14 protein-coding genes are annotated in these 15,194 nt (G+C 63.1%); 2 read left to right on the top strand and 12 right to left on the bottom strand.

Annotated elements, in window-relative coordinates; all coding sequences use genetic code 11:
- Positions 1-100 precede the first annotated feature (100 nt).
- The 3 genes from AB0N65_RS01270 to AB0N65_RS01280 form a co-directional block, all read right to left on the bottom strand.
- Complete coding sequence (locus tag AB0N65_RS01270; protein ID WP_364156568.1) at positions 101-1,033, bottom strand: hypothetical protein; 933 nt, start codon at positions 1,031-1,033, stop codon at positions 101-103.
- A gap of 131 nt (positions 1,034-1,164) precedes the next feature.
- Positions 1,165-1,839, bottom strand: coding sequence for a TrmH family RNA methyltransferase (locus AB0N65_RS01275; protein ID WP_364157003.1), 675 nt, complete (start codon positions 1,837-1,839; stop codon positions 1,165-1,167).
- A 67-nt stretch (positions 1,840-1,906) separates the two neighbouring features.
- Entirely contained in the window at positions 1,907-3,199 is a 1,293-nt protein-coding gene (locus AB0N65_RS01280) for a hypothetical protein (RefSeq protein WP_364156570.1), read from the bottom strand.
- Positions 3,200-3,498: 299 nt separating this feature from the next.
- Here AB0N65_RS01280 and AB0N65_RS01285 point away from each other — a divergent pair, with 299 nt between their 5' ends.
- Both AB0N65_RS01285 and AB0N65_RS01290 read left to right on the top strand, forming a co-directional pair.
- Entirely contained in the window at positions 3,499-4,329 is an 831-nt protein-coding gene (locus AB0N65_RS01285) for an HAD-IIA family hydrolase (protein ID WP_364157006.1), read from the top strand.
- 16 nt (positions 4,330-4,345) lie between these two features.
- Entirely contained in the window at positions 4,346-5,074 is a 729-nt protein-coding gene (locus AB0N65_RS01290; protein WP_364156573.1) for a tyrosine-protein phosphatase, read from the top strand.
- Between the two features lie 101 nt (positions 5,075-5,175).
- On the opposite strand, the gene AB0N65_RS01295 is transcribed toward AB0N65_RS01290, so the two are convergent.
- From AB0N65_RS01295 to manD, 9 genes are all read right to left on the bottom strand, one after another.
- Positions 5,176-5,535, bottom strand: a complete 360-nt coding sequence (locus AB0N65_RS01295) for a hypothetical protein (protein ID WP_364156576.1) — start codon at positions 5,533-5,535, stop codon at positions 5,176-5,178.
- Entirely contained in the window at positions 5,532-6,506 is a 975-nt protein-coding gene (locus tag AB0N65_RS01300) for an ATP-binding cassette domain-containing protein (protein ID WP_364156579.1), read from the bottom strand. Before AB0N65_RS01300 ends, AB0N65_RS01295 begins: the two co-directional genes overlap by 4 nt.
- Before the next feature lie 149 nt (positions 6,507-6,655).
- Entirely contained in the window at positions 6,656-7,792 is a 1,137-nt protein-coding gene (locus tag AB0N65_RS01305; RefSeq protein WP_364156581.1) for a thioesterase domain-containing protein, read from the bottom strand.
- Between the two features lie 105 nt (positions 7,793-7,897).
- Complete coding sequence (gene pyrE / locus AB0N65_RS01310) at positions 7,898-8,470, bottom strand: orotate phosphoribosyltransferase (protein ID WP_364156584.1); 573 nt, start codon at positions 8,468-8,470, stop codon at positions 7,898-7,900.
- 10 nt (positions 8,471-8,480) lie between these two features.
- Positions 8,481-9,479 (bottom strand): LacI family DNA-binding transcriptional regulator, encoded by a 999-nt coding sequence (locus AB0N65_RS01315; protein WP_364156586.1) that lies wholly within the window; start codon positions 9,477-9,479, stop codon positions 8,481-8,483.
- A gap of 66 nt (positions 9,480-9,545) precedes the next feature.
- Complete coding sequence (gene mmsB / locus AB0N65_RS01320; protein ID WP_364156589.1) at positions 9,546-10,826, bottom strand: multiple monosaccharide ABC transporter permease; 1,281 nt, start codon at positions 10,824-10,826, stop codon at positions 9,546-9,548.
- Between the two features lie 5 nt (positions 10,827-10,831).
- Entirely contained in the window at positions 10,832-12,361 is a 1,530-nt protein-coding gene (mmsA, locus tag AB0N65_RS01325; RefSeq protein ID WP_364156591.1) for a multiple monosaccharide ABC transporter ATP-binding protein, read from the bottom strand.
- A 110-nt stretch (positions 12,362-12,471) separates the two neighbouring features.
- The gene (gene chvE / locus AB0N65_RS01330; protein WP_364156594.1) at positions 12,472-13,596 is read right to left on the bottom strand and encodes a multiple monosaccharide ABC transporter substrate-binding protein; all 1,125 of its coding nucleotides are present in this window, start codon (positions 13,594-13,596) and stop codon (positions 12,472-12,474) included.
- 346 nt (positions 13,597-13,942) lie between these two features.
- A complete protein-coding gene (gene manD, locus AB0N65_RS01335) occupies positions 13,943-15,172 on the bottom strand; it encodes a D-mannonate dehydratase ManD (protein WP_364156596.1) in 1,230 nt (409 codons plus the stop codon).
- Between the last annotated feature and the right edge of the window lie 22 nt (positions 15,173-15,194).

Genomic DNA, 15,194 nt, shown 5'->3' on the forward strand with positions numbered 1-15,194 from the left:
ATCCGTCCGGACGCCGTGTTTCGGGTCACCAGGGGCTCTTAACACTTCCGCCGAGATGGCATTTAATGACAATCCCACGCGCCGGGACTGTCATTAAGTGTCATCTCGGCGCCCAGCCGCGGCTTTGGAGCGCGCGGCGCACTTTATGTACGACGGCGGGTCGCTCACCTTCGAGGTCGTGCTTGGAAATCCGTACCTCCAGCCATCCAAGGGCGAGGGACCTTTCCTGCCGTTCGATGTCCCGCAGATGCTGCTCGGCGCCGCCATGATGTTGGCCGTCATACTGAAGCGAAATCCGGTAGTTGCGGTAGGCGGCATCGGGCCAGAGAACCGGCCGCCCAAAGTCATCGCGCACAGTATGGTTGAGCACCGGTTCCGGCAAGTTGGCATTGACGAGCGCCAGTCGCATTCGGGTTTCCGGGGCAGAGTCGGCCCCAACGCGTATGAGCTCCAGGGCGGCCCGCGCTGTCCTCACTCCCCTCATCCCTGGATGGCGGCCCGCGATCTCGCTCAACTCCTCCATGGTGCACAAAGCCTCTTTGGGAATCGGGAAATCCGGCCCATGGAAACAGACAAGGTGATCGCCTGCTGCCACAAGGTCCTCCACGCTCAGCAGCGCGGCCAGGTCCAACCACGTCCGCGCAGGCGAGGTGACCCTCACGCCGTCGTACTCAACTGTCTCGTCTGGAAGGAACGTCAGGAGGTGCCCCGCCACGTTCGCCCGTCGGGGAAAGCTGAATCCCCGTCGCCTTGCGAGGTGTATGCGCCAATCCCCGCTGCGGTTGCCCGGCAATGGAATATTCCAGATCCGCGCTGCCGACAACGAGACAAGAATGGAAGAATCATCGAGGTCCGTGTAGGCCCGCAAAGCCGCGGCTCCGGACGAGTCAGACGCAGCCGGCACCCGAATTCCCCTGGACACCAGCAGCAAGTCCTTGGCACGGGTCCGGGAACGGGTCACGCCAGCTTTGTCCGACGCGCGCACAGAGAACGATCCCGTGGTCAGATGGTCCGGAAGGTCAGCCCTGCGCATGCCTCATTCTTGCCGGTCGGCCAGCCGCGCAGGAGGTTATCCACAGGTCCACTTCTCCACCCTCCGCGAGTTGGCATTTAATGACAATCCCACGCGCTGGGATTGTCATTAAGTGTCATCTCGGCAGGGGGCTATGACACGGGTTGGTTGAACACGTGCCGCCGCACCCACGCGTGCATGGCGATTGCCGCAGCCGACGCCGCGTTCATGGACCGGGTGGAGCCGAACTGCTCAATGGACAGCGTGGCAACCGCAGCGTCGTGGACTTCCGGCGTAAGGCCCGGTCCCTCCTGCCCGAACACCAGGACGCACTTTTCCGGCAGGTCGTAAGTCTCCAGCGGCACCGAGTCCGGGAAGATATCGATCCCGATCACCGCAAGCCCCTCCCCCTGCGCCCACTGTACGAAGTCTTCAACGGTGGGGTGGTGGCGGACGTGCTGGTAGCGGTCGGTGACCATGGCTCCGCGACGGTTCCACCGCCGTCGACCAATGATGTGGACCTCCTTGGCGAGGAAAGCATTGGCGGTGCGCACCACGGTTCCGATGTTGAGGTCGTGCTGCCAGTTTTCGATCGCGATGTGGAATCCGTGCCGTTTGGCGTCCAGGTCCGCGACGATCGATTCGTGCTTCCAATACCGGTACTTATCCACAACATTGCGGCGGTCTCCGTCACGCAGGAGGTCCGGGTCCCAATGGTCGCCTACCGGCCACTCGCCTTCCCAGGGCCCGACGCCGACCTCCGCCTTCGCGTCAGCCTCACCCTCAGCGGTGGTTCCGTCGGGGGTGGTTCCGTCGGGCGTGGGCAGGGCCGTTGTGGGGGGAAGGTCAGTCACCCCACCACTTTAGCCCTGCCCGGATGCCCGCCCGTTTGGCCTAGGTGAGCTTCCACTTGTTGATGCGGTACGAGTTGGCGAGTTGTTCCATCAAGCCAGGGTGCTCGTCCCAGTAGGTCTTGTGTCCGCTGACGCCCAGCATCTGGGGAGTTCCCCATGGCGTCACGGAGAACAGGTTGACGGCCTGGATTGCCTCGCCTCGTGCGTTCAGGCAGGTGAAGCCGATGACCACGGCCGCGCCGCGGCGGAATTCGCGGATCTCCGGCATGCTGGTCTGGAAGTCGGAGGAGCACTTGTGGCCCACCAGGTTCTGCGGCAGTTCCGTAGCCGTCATGCCTTTGTAACGGGACTCAATGTCCTCGATGGCTGCCTTGATGTCCGCGGGATCCTTGCCGAACTTGCCCTCTTCGGACTCGGCGAAGAAGGCGAAGGCGAGCGCAATGCCGTCTCCATCGGTCTCGAAGGTGCCTTGTGCCTTCTTTTGGATCTCCGCGCCGGTGGTCGGGTCCTTGGTGATGCCGAACGTTTCGTCGTACGTCCACTCAGCCAGGTACTGGAAGGACGATTCACCCGTGACCCACTTGCTGAACGCCGGGTCGCCGTCGGCAGGAACGTTGGTGGGACCGGCGAAGTCTTCCCACACGGCGGGCAGCGGGATGGCGTCGGCGGGCATGCCGGAGGAACCCGTGGCTTCCGCGGACGGTTCTGCCTCGCTGGAGGGTTCTGCGTCGCCAGTCGGTTCTGTGGCCGCGTCCGACGCCTCGGCCGACGCGCTGTCGGACGGCACCGGAGACTCCACGGCCACGGGCTTGGTCATGGATGGAACCAGCCACGCGAACACCACCACCAGGGCAATGATCACGACGACGGCGATCCCGCCGAGGATGAGGAACAGCGCCTTCTTGTTGTGGTCGCCCGGGCTCTGGCCGGGGCCCGCGGGCTGGTGCCCGGTGGGCTGGTTCGGGCCACCGGGGTAGCCGTTCCCGCCGGGATAGCCGGGCTGCCCATCTCCGTCGGGGTAACCTAGCTGGCCCGCCTGCGGGTAGCGGTGGACGGTTTCCGCGAATTCGCCATCAGCGTGACCCTGCTGTGTGGGGAACTGCTGCGCGGAGAACTGCTGGGTGGGAAAAGTCTGCGTTGGGGCGGCCTGCGCCGGGAAAGCCTGTGTCTGCGCTGCCTCCGGGCCCGCGGGCTGCTGCGCTTCAGGCTGATACAGAGGTTGGGTTTGGCCGGGCTGGTATTGGCGGTATTGCTGCTGCGCGGTGTCATAGCGCGGCTGCGGTACGCCGTCGGGATTGTAAGGAGGCTGGGGCACCCCGTTGTTGTTGCTCATGACAGGCCCTTTCAACACATGGGAAACCGGCGTGCCTGGGGGGACAACCGGTTGACGATCAGAACTGGGGACCTGCTGAAGCGCCGGCGGCATGAAGTCCACCATGCCGATCCCCCGACCCATGGTGTGGCACGCCTGCGCCGCCACCAGCGTAGTGCAGTACAACGCGCACCACATAAGCCAAACGCGTTTTCCACATGGGCAGAACTACCCACATAGGCAAACCGTCGGGATGTTTAGGCGGCTGAATAATGAAAGACTGGGACGCAGTGCATGAACAACCCCAGCCGGAGGCAAATATGGCAGAAGAAACCACGCCCCAGACGTCCGAATCGGTGTACCGGAACGGCCACGAGATCGAGTGCTGGCTGACGGACATGGACGGCGTTCTGGTTCATGAAAACCAGGCAATCCCCGGCGCGGCCGAGCTCATCCAGCGCTGGGTTGATACGTCCAAGCGCTTCCTCGTGCTGACCAACAACTCCATCTTCACTCCACGCGACCTCGCGGCACGGCTCCGTGCGTCAGGCTTGGAGATCCCGGAAGAGAACATCTGGACATCCGCCCTGGCCACAGCCCAGTTCCTCAAGGACCAGGTCAGTTCCTCGGACTCGGGCAACCGCGCCTACACCATCGGCGAAGCAGGCCTCACTACCGCCTTGCATGAGGCCGGGTTCATCCTCACGGACACTGATCCCGATTTCGTGGTCCTAGGCGAAACCCGCACCTACTCCTTCGAGGCCATCACCATGGCCGTCCGCCACATCCTCGCGGGCGCCCGGTTCATCGCCACCAACCCGGACGCCACCGGCCCATCCAAGGACGGCCCGCTCCCCGCCACGGGGGCCATAGCAGCAATGATCACCAAAGCCACCGGGCGCGAACCCTACATTGTGGGCAAGCCCAACCCCATGATGTTCCGCTCGGCCATGAACCAGATCGATGCCCACTCCGAAACCACTGCCATGATCGGTGACCGCATGGACACGGACATCGTCGCGGGCATGGAAGCCGGCCTGCACACCGTCCTGGTGCTCAGCGGCATCACCCAGCGCGACGAGATCGTGTCCTTCCCGTTCCGGCCCAACCAGGTCCTGAACTCCGTCGCCGATCTCAAGAGCCAAATCTAACGGCAGGATCCCCGACATGGCTGTGCTCAATCTGCGTTCCCTGGCCGGAGGCCGGATGCTCAGGGGAAGCCAGCCCTTCGGCCTGGATGCCGCTGCAACGTCGGATTTCCTTGCAGAACACGGCATCCAGGCCATCATGGATCTCCGCAGCGAACTTGAGCGTTCCCTGGTTCCCTGGTTGATTCCCGACGGTTCCGGGCACACTGATTCATTGCCTGGCAGCAACGGTGACGTGTCCGCCGTCGAACTCATCCATAACCCGCTTGACCCCAACGCCGTGGCGGGGTCGCGGCAGGCGGTGGAAACTCCAGAGGACCTTGGGGACCTGTACCTCGGGTGGATCCGCATCCGGCCTGAATGGGTTGCCGACGCCCTCCGCCCCGTTGCACAGGGAAAGCGCACACTGATCCACTGTTCGCTTGGCAAGGACAGAACGGGAGTCGTGTCGGCTGTCGCACTTCTGGCCGCAGGGGCCTCGGACGAAGCCGTCGTGAACGACTACACCGCCACCACCACCAACCTTCCGAACATGCTGGAAGTCATGGCCGAAACCTGGCGGCTGCACGTCCCGTCCACTCCGGCGCAGTATTTCAGCCCCGACCTCATGATCCTCCAAAGCCCCGAGGCCGCCATCCGGCACTTCCTGGTCGGCTTCGCCCGCGAATTCGGCGAGGCCAGGGGGTTCCTGCGGGAGGCGGGCCTGACCGCCGTCGAGGTTGAATCGCTGCGCGAGCTGCGAGGCTAAGGCCTGCAGAGGCCGGTCGCCGCGTCGTGGTGGTGACCCGGACATGAACGGCCGCTCTGTAATACTTGGGTGGATGAGTAGGACGAAGTGGCTCGCTGACGTCAAACCCCTGCCCGGATGATCTCCACGATCCGGGACGACTTCTCTTCCACCACCCCGGACGTGAGGCTCGATGCCGAGTAGACCAGGGATGCGAGCAGTGCGCTGATCATGGCGGTGGCGAAGACTGCGCGCGGATCAAAGGTCAGGGTCCCCGCGTCACCGAGTGAGTCCACCACGAACCATCCGCCGATGCCGGCAACCGCGCCGGCGAAGAGGGCGAGAAGCCCTGTTGCGGTGAGTATGGTCCGGTTACCCAGCCGGGTCAGGATCTCGCGCCGTATGATCAGGCGCGTCTGGCGTAGCCCACTGCCGGAAGTGAGCGTGGCGCCGGTTGTGCGGTCAAATGTTGTTGTGCTCATTGTGATACTCCCACCTTGTCCAGGGAGCGCTGGGCACCCGGGGTGATACCTGGATCGCCCGCCGCAACTTTCCCGGCGAGCAGGTCTGCCAAGGACAGCTGTGCGGTCTCAATGCTCTTCAGTGCGCCGTGCCGTTGCGCCGCCGCGAGGATTTCGGCCGGCACATCCTGCCCTGAGCCGTCCACGGAGACGAGCACCGTGGTGCGGTCGGCGGCGGAGAACTCCACGTTGACGCCGCGGGCCATCGACACTTCGGCGGCGAACGTTTCAGCCGCGCGGGAGAACGTGAGCTTCCAACGGCTCGTTCCGTCATCCTGCAGTTCCACAACACTGCCGCTGGCGGTCACGCGTCCACGATCGAGAATGCAAACCTTGTCGCACAAGCGTTCTACGAGCTCAAGCTGGTGTGAGGAGAAGAGAACCCCTACACCCCGGTCGGCCTGTTCGCGGATGAGCCGGGACATCGTTTCGACGGCGATGGGGTCCAAACCGGAGAAGGGCTCGTCCAGCACCAGTAGTGCGGGGTCTCCTACCAGGGCGACCGCCAACTGGACCCGCTGCTGGTTTCCCAAGGACAGGTCCTGCACCAAGGTGTGCTCACGGCCTTGGAGGCCGAGGGAGTCAATGAGTTCGTCCGCCACTTCCCGTGCGGCGCCGATCGCGTGGCCCTCGAGCAGGGCAAAGTGAATGATCTGGTCCCTCACGGGCGTCTGCGGGTAGAGGCCGCGTTCCTCCGGCATGTATCCGATGCGTCGCCGGTCCTGGGCCCTGATCGGCAGGGCGTCCCAGGTGACTTCGCCGTGCTCCGGGGCCAGCAGACCAAGGATCACGCGCATGGTGGTGGTCTTTCCTGCACCGTTGCCGCCGATGAATCCCACGATCTCCCCGCGATGAACCGTGAGGTCCACATCGTGGAGGACCCTGCGGTCGCCGAAGCTGCGGCTGATGCCGGCGAGCTGTAGGCCGTTCATACTTCGCTCCTCGAGATTCGTTCTTATTTCCTGTCAAGAACGACGCTACGGAGGAGTGGGAGCATCCACCCTGTACTCGAGTACAGAGCTCAGTTGTACGAAAGTTCACTTTCGGCGGGAGCAGGAGGGACCGTCCCGTCGAGGTGGCGTCAGGCTGGCCGGACGACGTTGCCGTTCGGCTCCTGGTACGACGGTTCTTCGGGTTCCGGCGGCAGCGGCTGCAGCTCGTTCTGCACGCGTTCCAGCAATGGGCGGTAGACATCAGCGGACCACTGCGGGCTGGCATGGGCTGGCCTGGCACCTTCGGTGCTGAGGACGGGAAGCGCCATGTTGTCGGCGAAGACCTTGCTCCATCCTGCCCGCGCGGAGATGTAGTCCACTGTGGCGTCATCGGGGTTCCCCAGGTACGCCATTTTCGCGCCACCGATCTTGCCAACGAACTGCAAGCCATCGAAATGGTAGATGTAGGAGGATTCCGTCTGGATCAGCACACTGGATGGCGCAATCGGGGAAAGCTGCTCCATGCTTTGGTCAAGGATCTGGCGCCACGTGCGCTCATCTTTGTGGACAACCCGCTCCCCCAGCTCGTATCCGCCGCGCAGGACGGACGGGATACGGAAGCCGTTTTCGTAGAGGAAGACGACGCCGTCGAACCAGCTCTGGTCCAGGACATCACCACGGTTGAAGGGGCTCGAGTCCAGCACGATCAGCTGGGTCTCCACACCGTGCAGTTCCAGCAGGCGGGCGGCCACTTGCGTGGCGAGCATTCCGCCGAAACTGTGGCCGTAGAAATAGAGCTTCTCCAGCTTGAGCTCGCGCACGTGCAGGATGATTTCGCGGACGATCTCGTCCACGTCCAGCCCCAGGTTGGAATATCCGACGGCGGCCAGGCGGCCCCGCTGATGCAGTGCGGGCCGCAGCGAATTGAGGATCCACTGCGCTTCTTCCCAGCTGGTCTTGTAGCCGGGGAACAGGATCCAGCTGGCTTGGGGGAAGTACAGGTCCGAGAACGAATCCGGGACCCGCAGGATTTTCGTTGCCCGGCGTTCGGCCTGAACGTGCCGCGTGAAAAGCATGTCGCCGGCAAGGGCTGCGGAGGCGCCTGCGGCGATCAGGAAGTTACGGCGTGACGTCTTCTTCAGCCGGGCAGCGTAGGGAAGGATCCGGGCCCATGAGGCCGGATCCTCAGCCGTCTCCTGCGCCATCCCGGGCACGGGAGCGCCCGGCAGTTGGAGGTTTTCATTCACCTCCGGAGGTGCCGGCAGTTTCCCTACTTGAACGTCCACGCAGCAAGCATAGGCTTCGTGAACTCAGCCTTACAGCCCCGTGGAATGTGGGTAGCCGATGCCCTTAGGATGCGCCCTGAAAGGCATCGGCCCTGCACAAAACGCTTAGTCGAGGCCGAGTTCGTCCTTGCCGAAAGCGAACAGGTACGGCACGCCGGTTTCGGCTTCGATCTTCTCTTTGGCGCCGGTGTTACGGTCAACGATCACGGCGACCGCCACCACATTGCCGCCTGCCTTACGGACACCCTCGACGGCGGTCAGCGCGGACCCGCCCGTGGTGGAGGTGTCCTCGAGGACCACAACGTTACGTCCTTCAACCGAAGGGCCTTCAACCTGGCGGCCCATGCCGTACGACTTCTGGGCTTTGCGGACGACGAAGGCGTCCACCGCACGGCCGGCGTCCGCAGCGGCGTGCATGACGGCGGTACCGACGGGGTCGGCACCCATGGTGAGGCCGCCGGCGCACTCAACCGGGATCCCGGCGTCGTCAATCATTGCCAACATGACCTGGCCCACCAGCTTGGACGCCTCGTGGTGGAGGGTGATGCGGCGGAGGTCGATGTAGTAATCGGCTTCCTTGCCGCTGGAGAGGATCACCTTTCCGCGGACCACCGCCAGTTCTTTGATGAGTTCAAGGAGGCGGGCGCGGGCAACTGAGGTGTCAGGCGAGGAAGTCATGGGTCCTAGTTTAGTAGGCGTGGGAGTCCGGCGAGGGCGGTCCCGTTGTCGCTCGAACCACCAATCGAGGGCTGACGAGCTGCTCGCCACCGCCTCCCTCGCCCTCCAAACGGTGCAGGACCGCTGCCATGCACCGCCGTCCAAGCTCTTCGAAGTCCTGCCTAACGGTGGTCAAAGGCGGAAGGAAGTAGGCTGCTTCGGGCTGGTCGTCGTAGCCCACCACGCTGAGGTCGCCGGGAACCCGGAGCCCCGCCTCCTGGATGGCGCGGAGGACACCAACAGCCATCTGGTCGTTCGCCACGAACACCGCGGTGACTGCAGGCAAGTTGACCAGGGCCTGCCCCGCGGAGTACCCGGAAGCAGCATCCCAGGCACCTTCGAGCAGTATCTCCGCTTCCAAACCGGCATTCCCGAGCGCTTCCCGCCACCCGTTGATGCGTTCTGCCGCGTCGATCCAGTGCGGCGGCCCCGAAATGTGGGCAATGTGGCGGTGGTCCAGCGCCACCAGGTGCTCCACGGCAAGACGTGCCCCCAATCGCTGGTTCAGGGACGCGCCGGTCAGCTGGTTACCCGCTCCCGCGCCCACGGCCACCATCGGAACCGGAACCGTGACGTCGCGCAGCACTGCCAGTATGTCCGGGTGCGGGACCAGGATGACGATCCCGTCCACCGACTGGCTCCTGAAATGGGCAATCGCGTCGTTGATGCTGGGGGACGTTACCTCGCGCAGGCTGGCGATGCTGACAAAGTACCCCGCTTCCCTGCCCGCTTGCTCAACGCCGAGGAGGGTATTGGCCGGGCCGTACTGGCCTGTTTCACAGGCCAGTACGCCGATGGTCCGCGAGCGCCGGGTCACCAGGCTGCGTGCCGCAGTGTTGCGGCGGTAGCCAAGCGTGGCGATGGCCGACTCCACCCGTTCCTGGGTTTTGCTGCTGACGTTCGGGTGGTTGTTCAAGACCCGGGAGACGGTCTGGTGGGAGACGCCGGCCAACTTTGCGACGTCTCCCATGACCGGCGGCCGAGGCGGGAACGACCGCGGTGGTACCGGCGGTGATGAGCCTCGGGACATCCGGGGCTACTTCGCGTCAGCGGCCACGGGTTCACTCTTGGCAGGTGCGGACTCGGTTGCGGGAGGCGTGGTCTTCCACTTGAAGCGGCGTCCGATGGACGAGCCTCCTCCGGCGCCTGTCCTGTTCTTGTTGAAGATGTCGAACCCGACCGCGAGGAGGAGAACCAGGCCCTTGATCAACTGCTGGTAGTCGGTCCCCAGGCCCAGGATGGACATGCCGTTGTTGAGCACGCCCATGATCAGGCCGCCGATCATTGCCCCGGCGACTGTGCCAATGCCGCCCTGGACAGCCGCACCACCGATGAAGGCGGCGGCGATGGAGTCGAGCTCGAAGCCGGTGCCGCCTGCGGGTTGGGCGGAGTTCAGCCGTGCGGTGAAGACGAGTCCGGCAAGGGCAGCGAGGACGCCCATGTTGACGAACAGCCGGAAGGTCACCTTCTTGGTCTTGATGCCGGAGAGCTCGGCCGCGTGGAGGTTTCCGCCGATGGCATAGGTGTGCCGGCCGAAGATGCTGTTGTTCATCAGTGCGGAGTACACGATCACCAGGACGGCGAGCACGATCAGGACAATCGGGGTTCCGCGGTAGCTGGCCAGCAGGAAGGTGATGACGAGCATCAGGACGGCAATGAAACCGTTCTTCACGGCAAACCAAGCCATGGGCTCATTCTCGAGGTTGAACTTCCGGCGGATCCGGCGTTCCTTGATGGCCTGGAACAGGATGGCTGCTGTGCCTCCGACGCCCAGGATGACAGTCAGCCACTCCAGGACGGAGGTGCCACCGGAAATATCGGGGAGGAAGCCGCCGCCAAGGGCACGCAGTTCGTTGGGGAACGGGGTGATCTGCTGGTTCTTGAGGGTGATGAGCGTGAGGCCGCGGAAGATGAGCATGCCGGCCAGGGTGACGATGAAGGCCGGGATTCCCACGTACGCGATCCAGTATCCTTGCCAGGCACCCACCAAGGCGCCCACCAGGAGGCAGGCCGGAATGGCGAGCCACCATGCCCATCCCCAGTGCACGATCATGACACCGGCTACGGCACCAATGAAACCCGCAATCGAGCCGACCGAAAGATCGATGTGGCCGGCGATAATCACCATCACCATGCCGATGGCGAGGATCAGGATGTAGCTGTTCTGGACCACCAGGTTGGTGACGTTTTGCGGCTGGAGGAGGATGCCGTCAGTCAGGATCTGGAAAAGGATGACGATGAGGATCAGGGCGACGAAGATGCCAACCTGGCGGAGGCGGCTTGTGAGGAAGCCAAGGGATTCTCGTAGGGCGGACATTTTCGTTATTCCTTCTCTTGGGTCATGAAGTGCATGAGGGTTTCCTGGGTGGCCTCGGCGATGGGGACTTCGCCAGTGATGTGCCCTGCGGACAGCGTGTAGATCCTGTCGCAGATACCCAGGAGCTCGGGCAGCTCCGAGGAGATCACGATGACGGCCTTTCCGGCCGCGGCGAGCTCCGCGATGATGGTGTAGATCTCGAACTTGGCCCCGACGTCGATGCCGCGGGTTGGTTCATCGAGGATCAGCACGTCGGGGTCCGAGAACATCCATTTGCTCAGCACGACTTTTTGCTGGTTGCCGCCGGAGAGCTTGCCCGTGATGGCCGCCACGGAGGGTGCCTTGATGTTCATGCTCTTCCGGTAGTGGTTGGCTACGGTAGTCTCCCGGTTCTTGTCCACCCAGCCGCGCTTGGCCAGCTTGCCGAGCGCCGCCATGGAGATGTTCCGTTTGATGTCTTCAATCAGGTTCAGGCCGTAGTGCTTGCGGTCTTCCGTGGCGTAGGCGATCCCGTGGCCGATTGCGTCGGAGACCGTGGCGGTGTTGATTTCTTCGCCGTACTTGTAGACCTTCCCTGACACCGCACGTCCGTAGGTCCGGCCGAATACGCTCATGGCCAGCTCGGTCCGCCCTGCACCCATGAGGCCGGCGAGTCCCACGACTTCGCCCTTGCGGACGTTCAGGCTGGCGTTGTGCACCACGGTCCGTGTGTGGTCCTGCGGATGCTGCACGGTCCAGTCCTCGATGCGGAGGACTTCCTCGCCGATGTTCGGAGTCCTGTCCGGGTACAAGCTGTCGAGGTCGCGGCCAACCATCCCGCGGATGATGCGCTCCTGCGTGATCTGTCCTTGGTCGAGGCGCAGGGTCTCGATGGATTTGCCGTCACGGATGATGGTGACTGCGTCGGCAACTTTGCGGATCTCGTTGAGCTTGTGGCTGATGATGATGCTGGTGACGCCCTGGCCCTTGAGGTGAAGGATAAGGTCCAGCAAATGGTCTGAGTCTTCGTCATTCAGTGCCGCGGTGGGCTCGTCCAGGATGAGGAGTTTCACTTCCTTGGAGAGCGCTTTGGCGATTTCCACCAACTGCTGCTTGCCGACGCTGATGTGCTGGATGGGTGTGACCGGGTTTTCGCTGAGGCCGACGCGGGCCAGCAGCTTGGCGGCTTCAAGGTTGGTTTTCCGCCAATCCACCCACCCGTTGTTTGCTAGCTCATTGCCGAGGTAGATGTTCTCGGCAATGGAAAGGTAGGGGCTGAGGGCGAGCTCCTGGTGAATGATGACGATCCCGCGCTTCTCGCTGTCGGTGATGCTGGAGAATTCGCAGGGTTCGTTTTCAAAGAGGATGTCGCCTTCGAAGGTGTTGTGGGGGTACACCCCGGACAACACTTTCATGAGGGTGGATTTCCCGGCGCCGTTCTCTCCGCAGATGGCGTGCACTTCGCCGCGGTTCACGTCCAAGGTGACGTCCTGGAGGGCTTTGACCCCGGGGAAGGTCTTGGTGATTCCTCGCATTTGAAGAATGGGTACGTTCATCGTCAATTCCCGCTGACTGGTTGGAACTTGGCCCGGCCGATGATTCGACCGGCTCTGGGGAGGCCGTGGCCCCGACGCATTAGGCGCCGGGGCCACGGATCGGGACGTGATTACTTGACGTCGGCTTCCTTGTAGTAGCCGGAGTCGATGAGTTCCTTCTTGTAGTTGTCCTTGGTGATGATGACGGACTTCAGGAGGAACGCGGGAACAACCTTGACCTTGTTGTTGTAGGTCTTGGAGTCGTTGACTTCCGGTTCCGTGCCCTTGAGCACGGCGTCAACCATCTTCACGGCCTGGGCGCCGAGCTGGCGGGTGTCCTTGAAGATCGTGGAGTATTGCTCGCCGGCGATGATGGACTTCACGGAGCCCTTTTCGGCATCCTGGCCGGTCACCACTGGAAGGCTTCCGGTGGAGTAGCCGCCGGTGCTGGTGAGGGCCGAGATGATGCCGATGGACAGGCCGTCATACGGGGAGAGCACGCCGTCAAGCTTGGTGCCGGAGCTGTAAGCCGAGGTGAGGATGTCTTCCATGCGCTTCTGGGCAACGGGCGCCTGCCAGCGCAGGATGGCCGCCTGCTCAAAGTTGGTCTGGCCGCTGGGTACCTTCAACGTGCCGGCATCCATGTACGGCTTGAGGGTGTCCATGGCGCCGGTCCAGAAGAAGTTTGCGTTGTTGTCATCCGGGCTACCGGCGAACAGCTCAACATTGAACGGGCCCTTGCCTTCAACCTTGTTGCCGCTGGCGTCGACCAGGCCAAGACCAGTCAGCAGCGACGTAGCCTGCTGGACGCCAACCGTGTAGTTGTCGAACGTCGTGTAGTAGTCAACATTGGGCGTGCCGTTGATCAGGCGGTCGTACGCGATGACCTTGACGTTTTGTTCCTTGGCCTTGGCGAGGACGTCAGTGAGCGTAGTGCCATCGATGGCTGCGATGATGAGTGCCTTGGCACCCTTCGTCAGCATGTTCTCAATTTGGGAAACCTGCGTCGGAATGTCGTCGTTCGCGAACTGGAGGTCGGTTTTGTAACCGAGGTCCTTGAGGGACTTCTCGACGTTGGCGCCGTCGGCAATCCAGCGTTCCGAGGTCTGCGTCGGCATGGAGATGCCAACCAGCGAGTCGCTGGGGTTCGCAGTGCTGCCCGATTCGGCAGCGCCTCCACGGCTACCGCAGCCCGTGGCTCCCACGGCCAGGGTCAGGACAACCGCTACGGTGCCCAGGAGTTTCTTTAATCTCACGATGCTCTCCTTCCGCGGCAGCTTTGCCGCGAACTCTGATGCAGCCGGGGCATCTGCGCGCCGGCACGGGTGAAGCTGGGTGGGCCTGTGTGCTGGGGGCGGCACATGCCACTTCAAAGGTGATACGACAGCCATTGTGAACGCTAACAATACGCAAGGTCAAGTGGAATGGATCACAATTTAGCCATTGCCTTACTTGGGAGTAGGGATGGCCGGAATTCTTGACTTGAAACGTTGCCAAGGCTCACAATGTGCCGTTTTGATCACTTTTGTGCGCAGACGGGAAGGCCCGACACCCCCTGCCGGGGGAATCGGGCCGTGGCTGGTTCATCAGTTGTGCACTGCCCTACCAGTCGTGAACGGTGCCGTCCACGAGGCGGTTGTAGGGCAGGTAGGCCTGCTGGTACGGGTAGGCTGCTGCGGCTTCTTCGTTGAACTCGACGCCGATGCCGGGGTTGTCACCCGGGTGCAGGTAGCCGTCGGTGAAGGTCATGGACTGCTGGAAGACCTCGTTGGTCTTGTCCGAGTGCTGCATGTATTCCTGGATGCCGTAGTTGTGGATGGCCAGGCCCACGTGCAGCTGCGCAGCGAAGCCCACCGGGGAAATGTCCGTGGGGCCGTGGAAGCCGGACTTGATCTGGTACTGCGCGGCGAAGTCCATGACCTTCTTCAACGGGCTGATCCCGCCAAAGTGGGTGGACGCGGCACGGACGTAATCGATCAGCTGTTCCTTGATCAGGGTCTGGTAGTCGTACACGGTGTTGAAGATTTCACCGATGGCCAGCGGGGTTGTGGTGTGCTGGCGGACCAGGCGCAGGCCTTCCTGGTTCTCGGCCGGGGTGCAGTCCTCGAGCCAGAACAGGTCATAGGGTTCCAGGGCCTTGCCGAGCTTGGCGGCCTGGATGGGGGTCATGCGGTGATGGCCGTCGTGCAGCAACGGGATCTCCGGGCCGAACTCGTTCCGCACTGCCTCAAACACCGTGGGCAGGTGCCGCAGGTACGCGCGGGTGTCCCAGTCCTCCTCCAACGGGAACGCGCCACGGCCGGCCGGTTCGTAGTCATACCGCTCACCCGAGGCCTGGGCCTGCGCGGCAACACCGTACACGGCCTTGATACCCGGGATGGCGGTCTGGATCCGGATGGACTTGTAACCCAGCTCCAGGTGCTCACGCACGGAATCGAACAACGACGGAATGTCCGAACCCGACGCGTGCCCATAAGCCCGCAGCCCGTTACGGGACGCACCACCCAGGAGCTGGTACACCGGCATGCCGGCCATCTTGCCCTTGATATCCCACAACGCCATGTCGACGGCGGCAATCGCCGCCATCGTCACAGGGCCCCGACGCCAATACGAGGACCGGTACAGGAACTGCCACGTATCCTCAATCCGGTGCGGGTCCTTCCCGATCAACAGCTGCGCGACGTGCTCCTTCAAGTACGCAGCAACCGCGAGCTCCCGACCGTTCAGCGTCGCGTCACCGATACCCGTCACCCCGTCCTCGGTAGTTACCCGCAACGTGACAAAGTTGCGGGACGGGCTGGTCACAAAGACCTCAGCAGCAATGATTTTCATGGTCTTGGGTCCTTCCGATAGG

It is taken from the genome of Paenarthrobacter sp. NPDC089322 (genome assembly GCF_040684895.1).
In the GTDB taxonomy this organism is placed as follows: Bacteria; Actinomycetota; Actinomycetes; order Actinomycetales; family Micrococcaceae; genus Arthrobacter.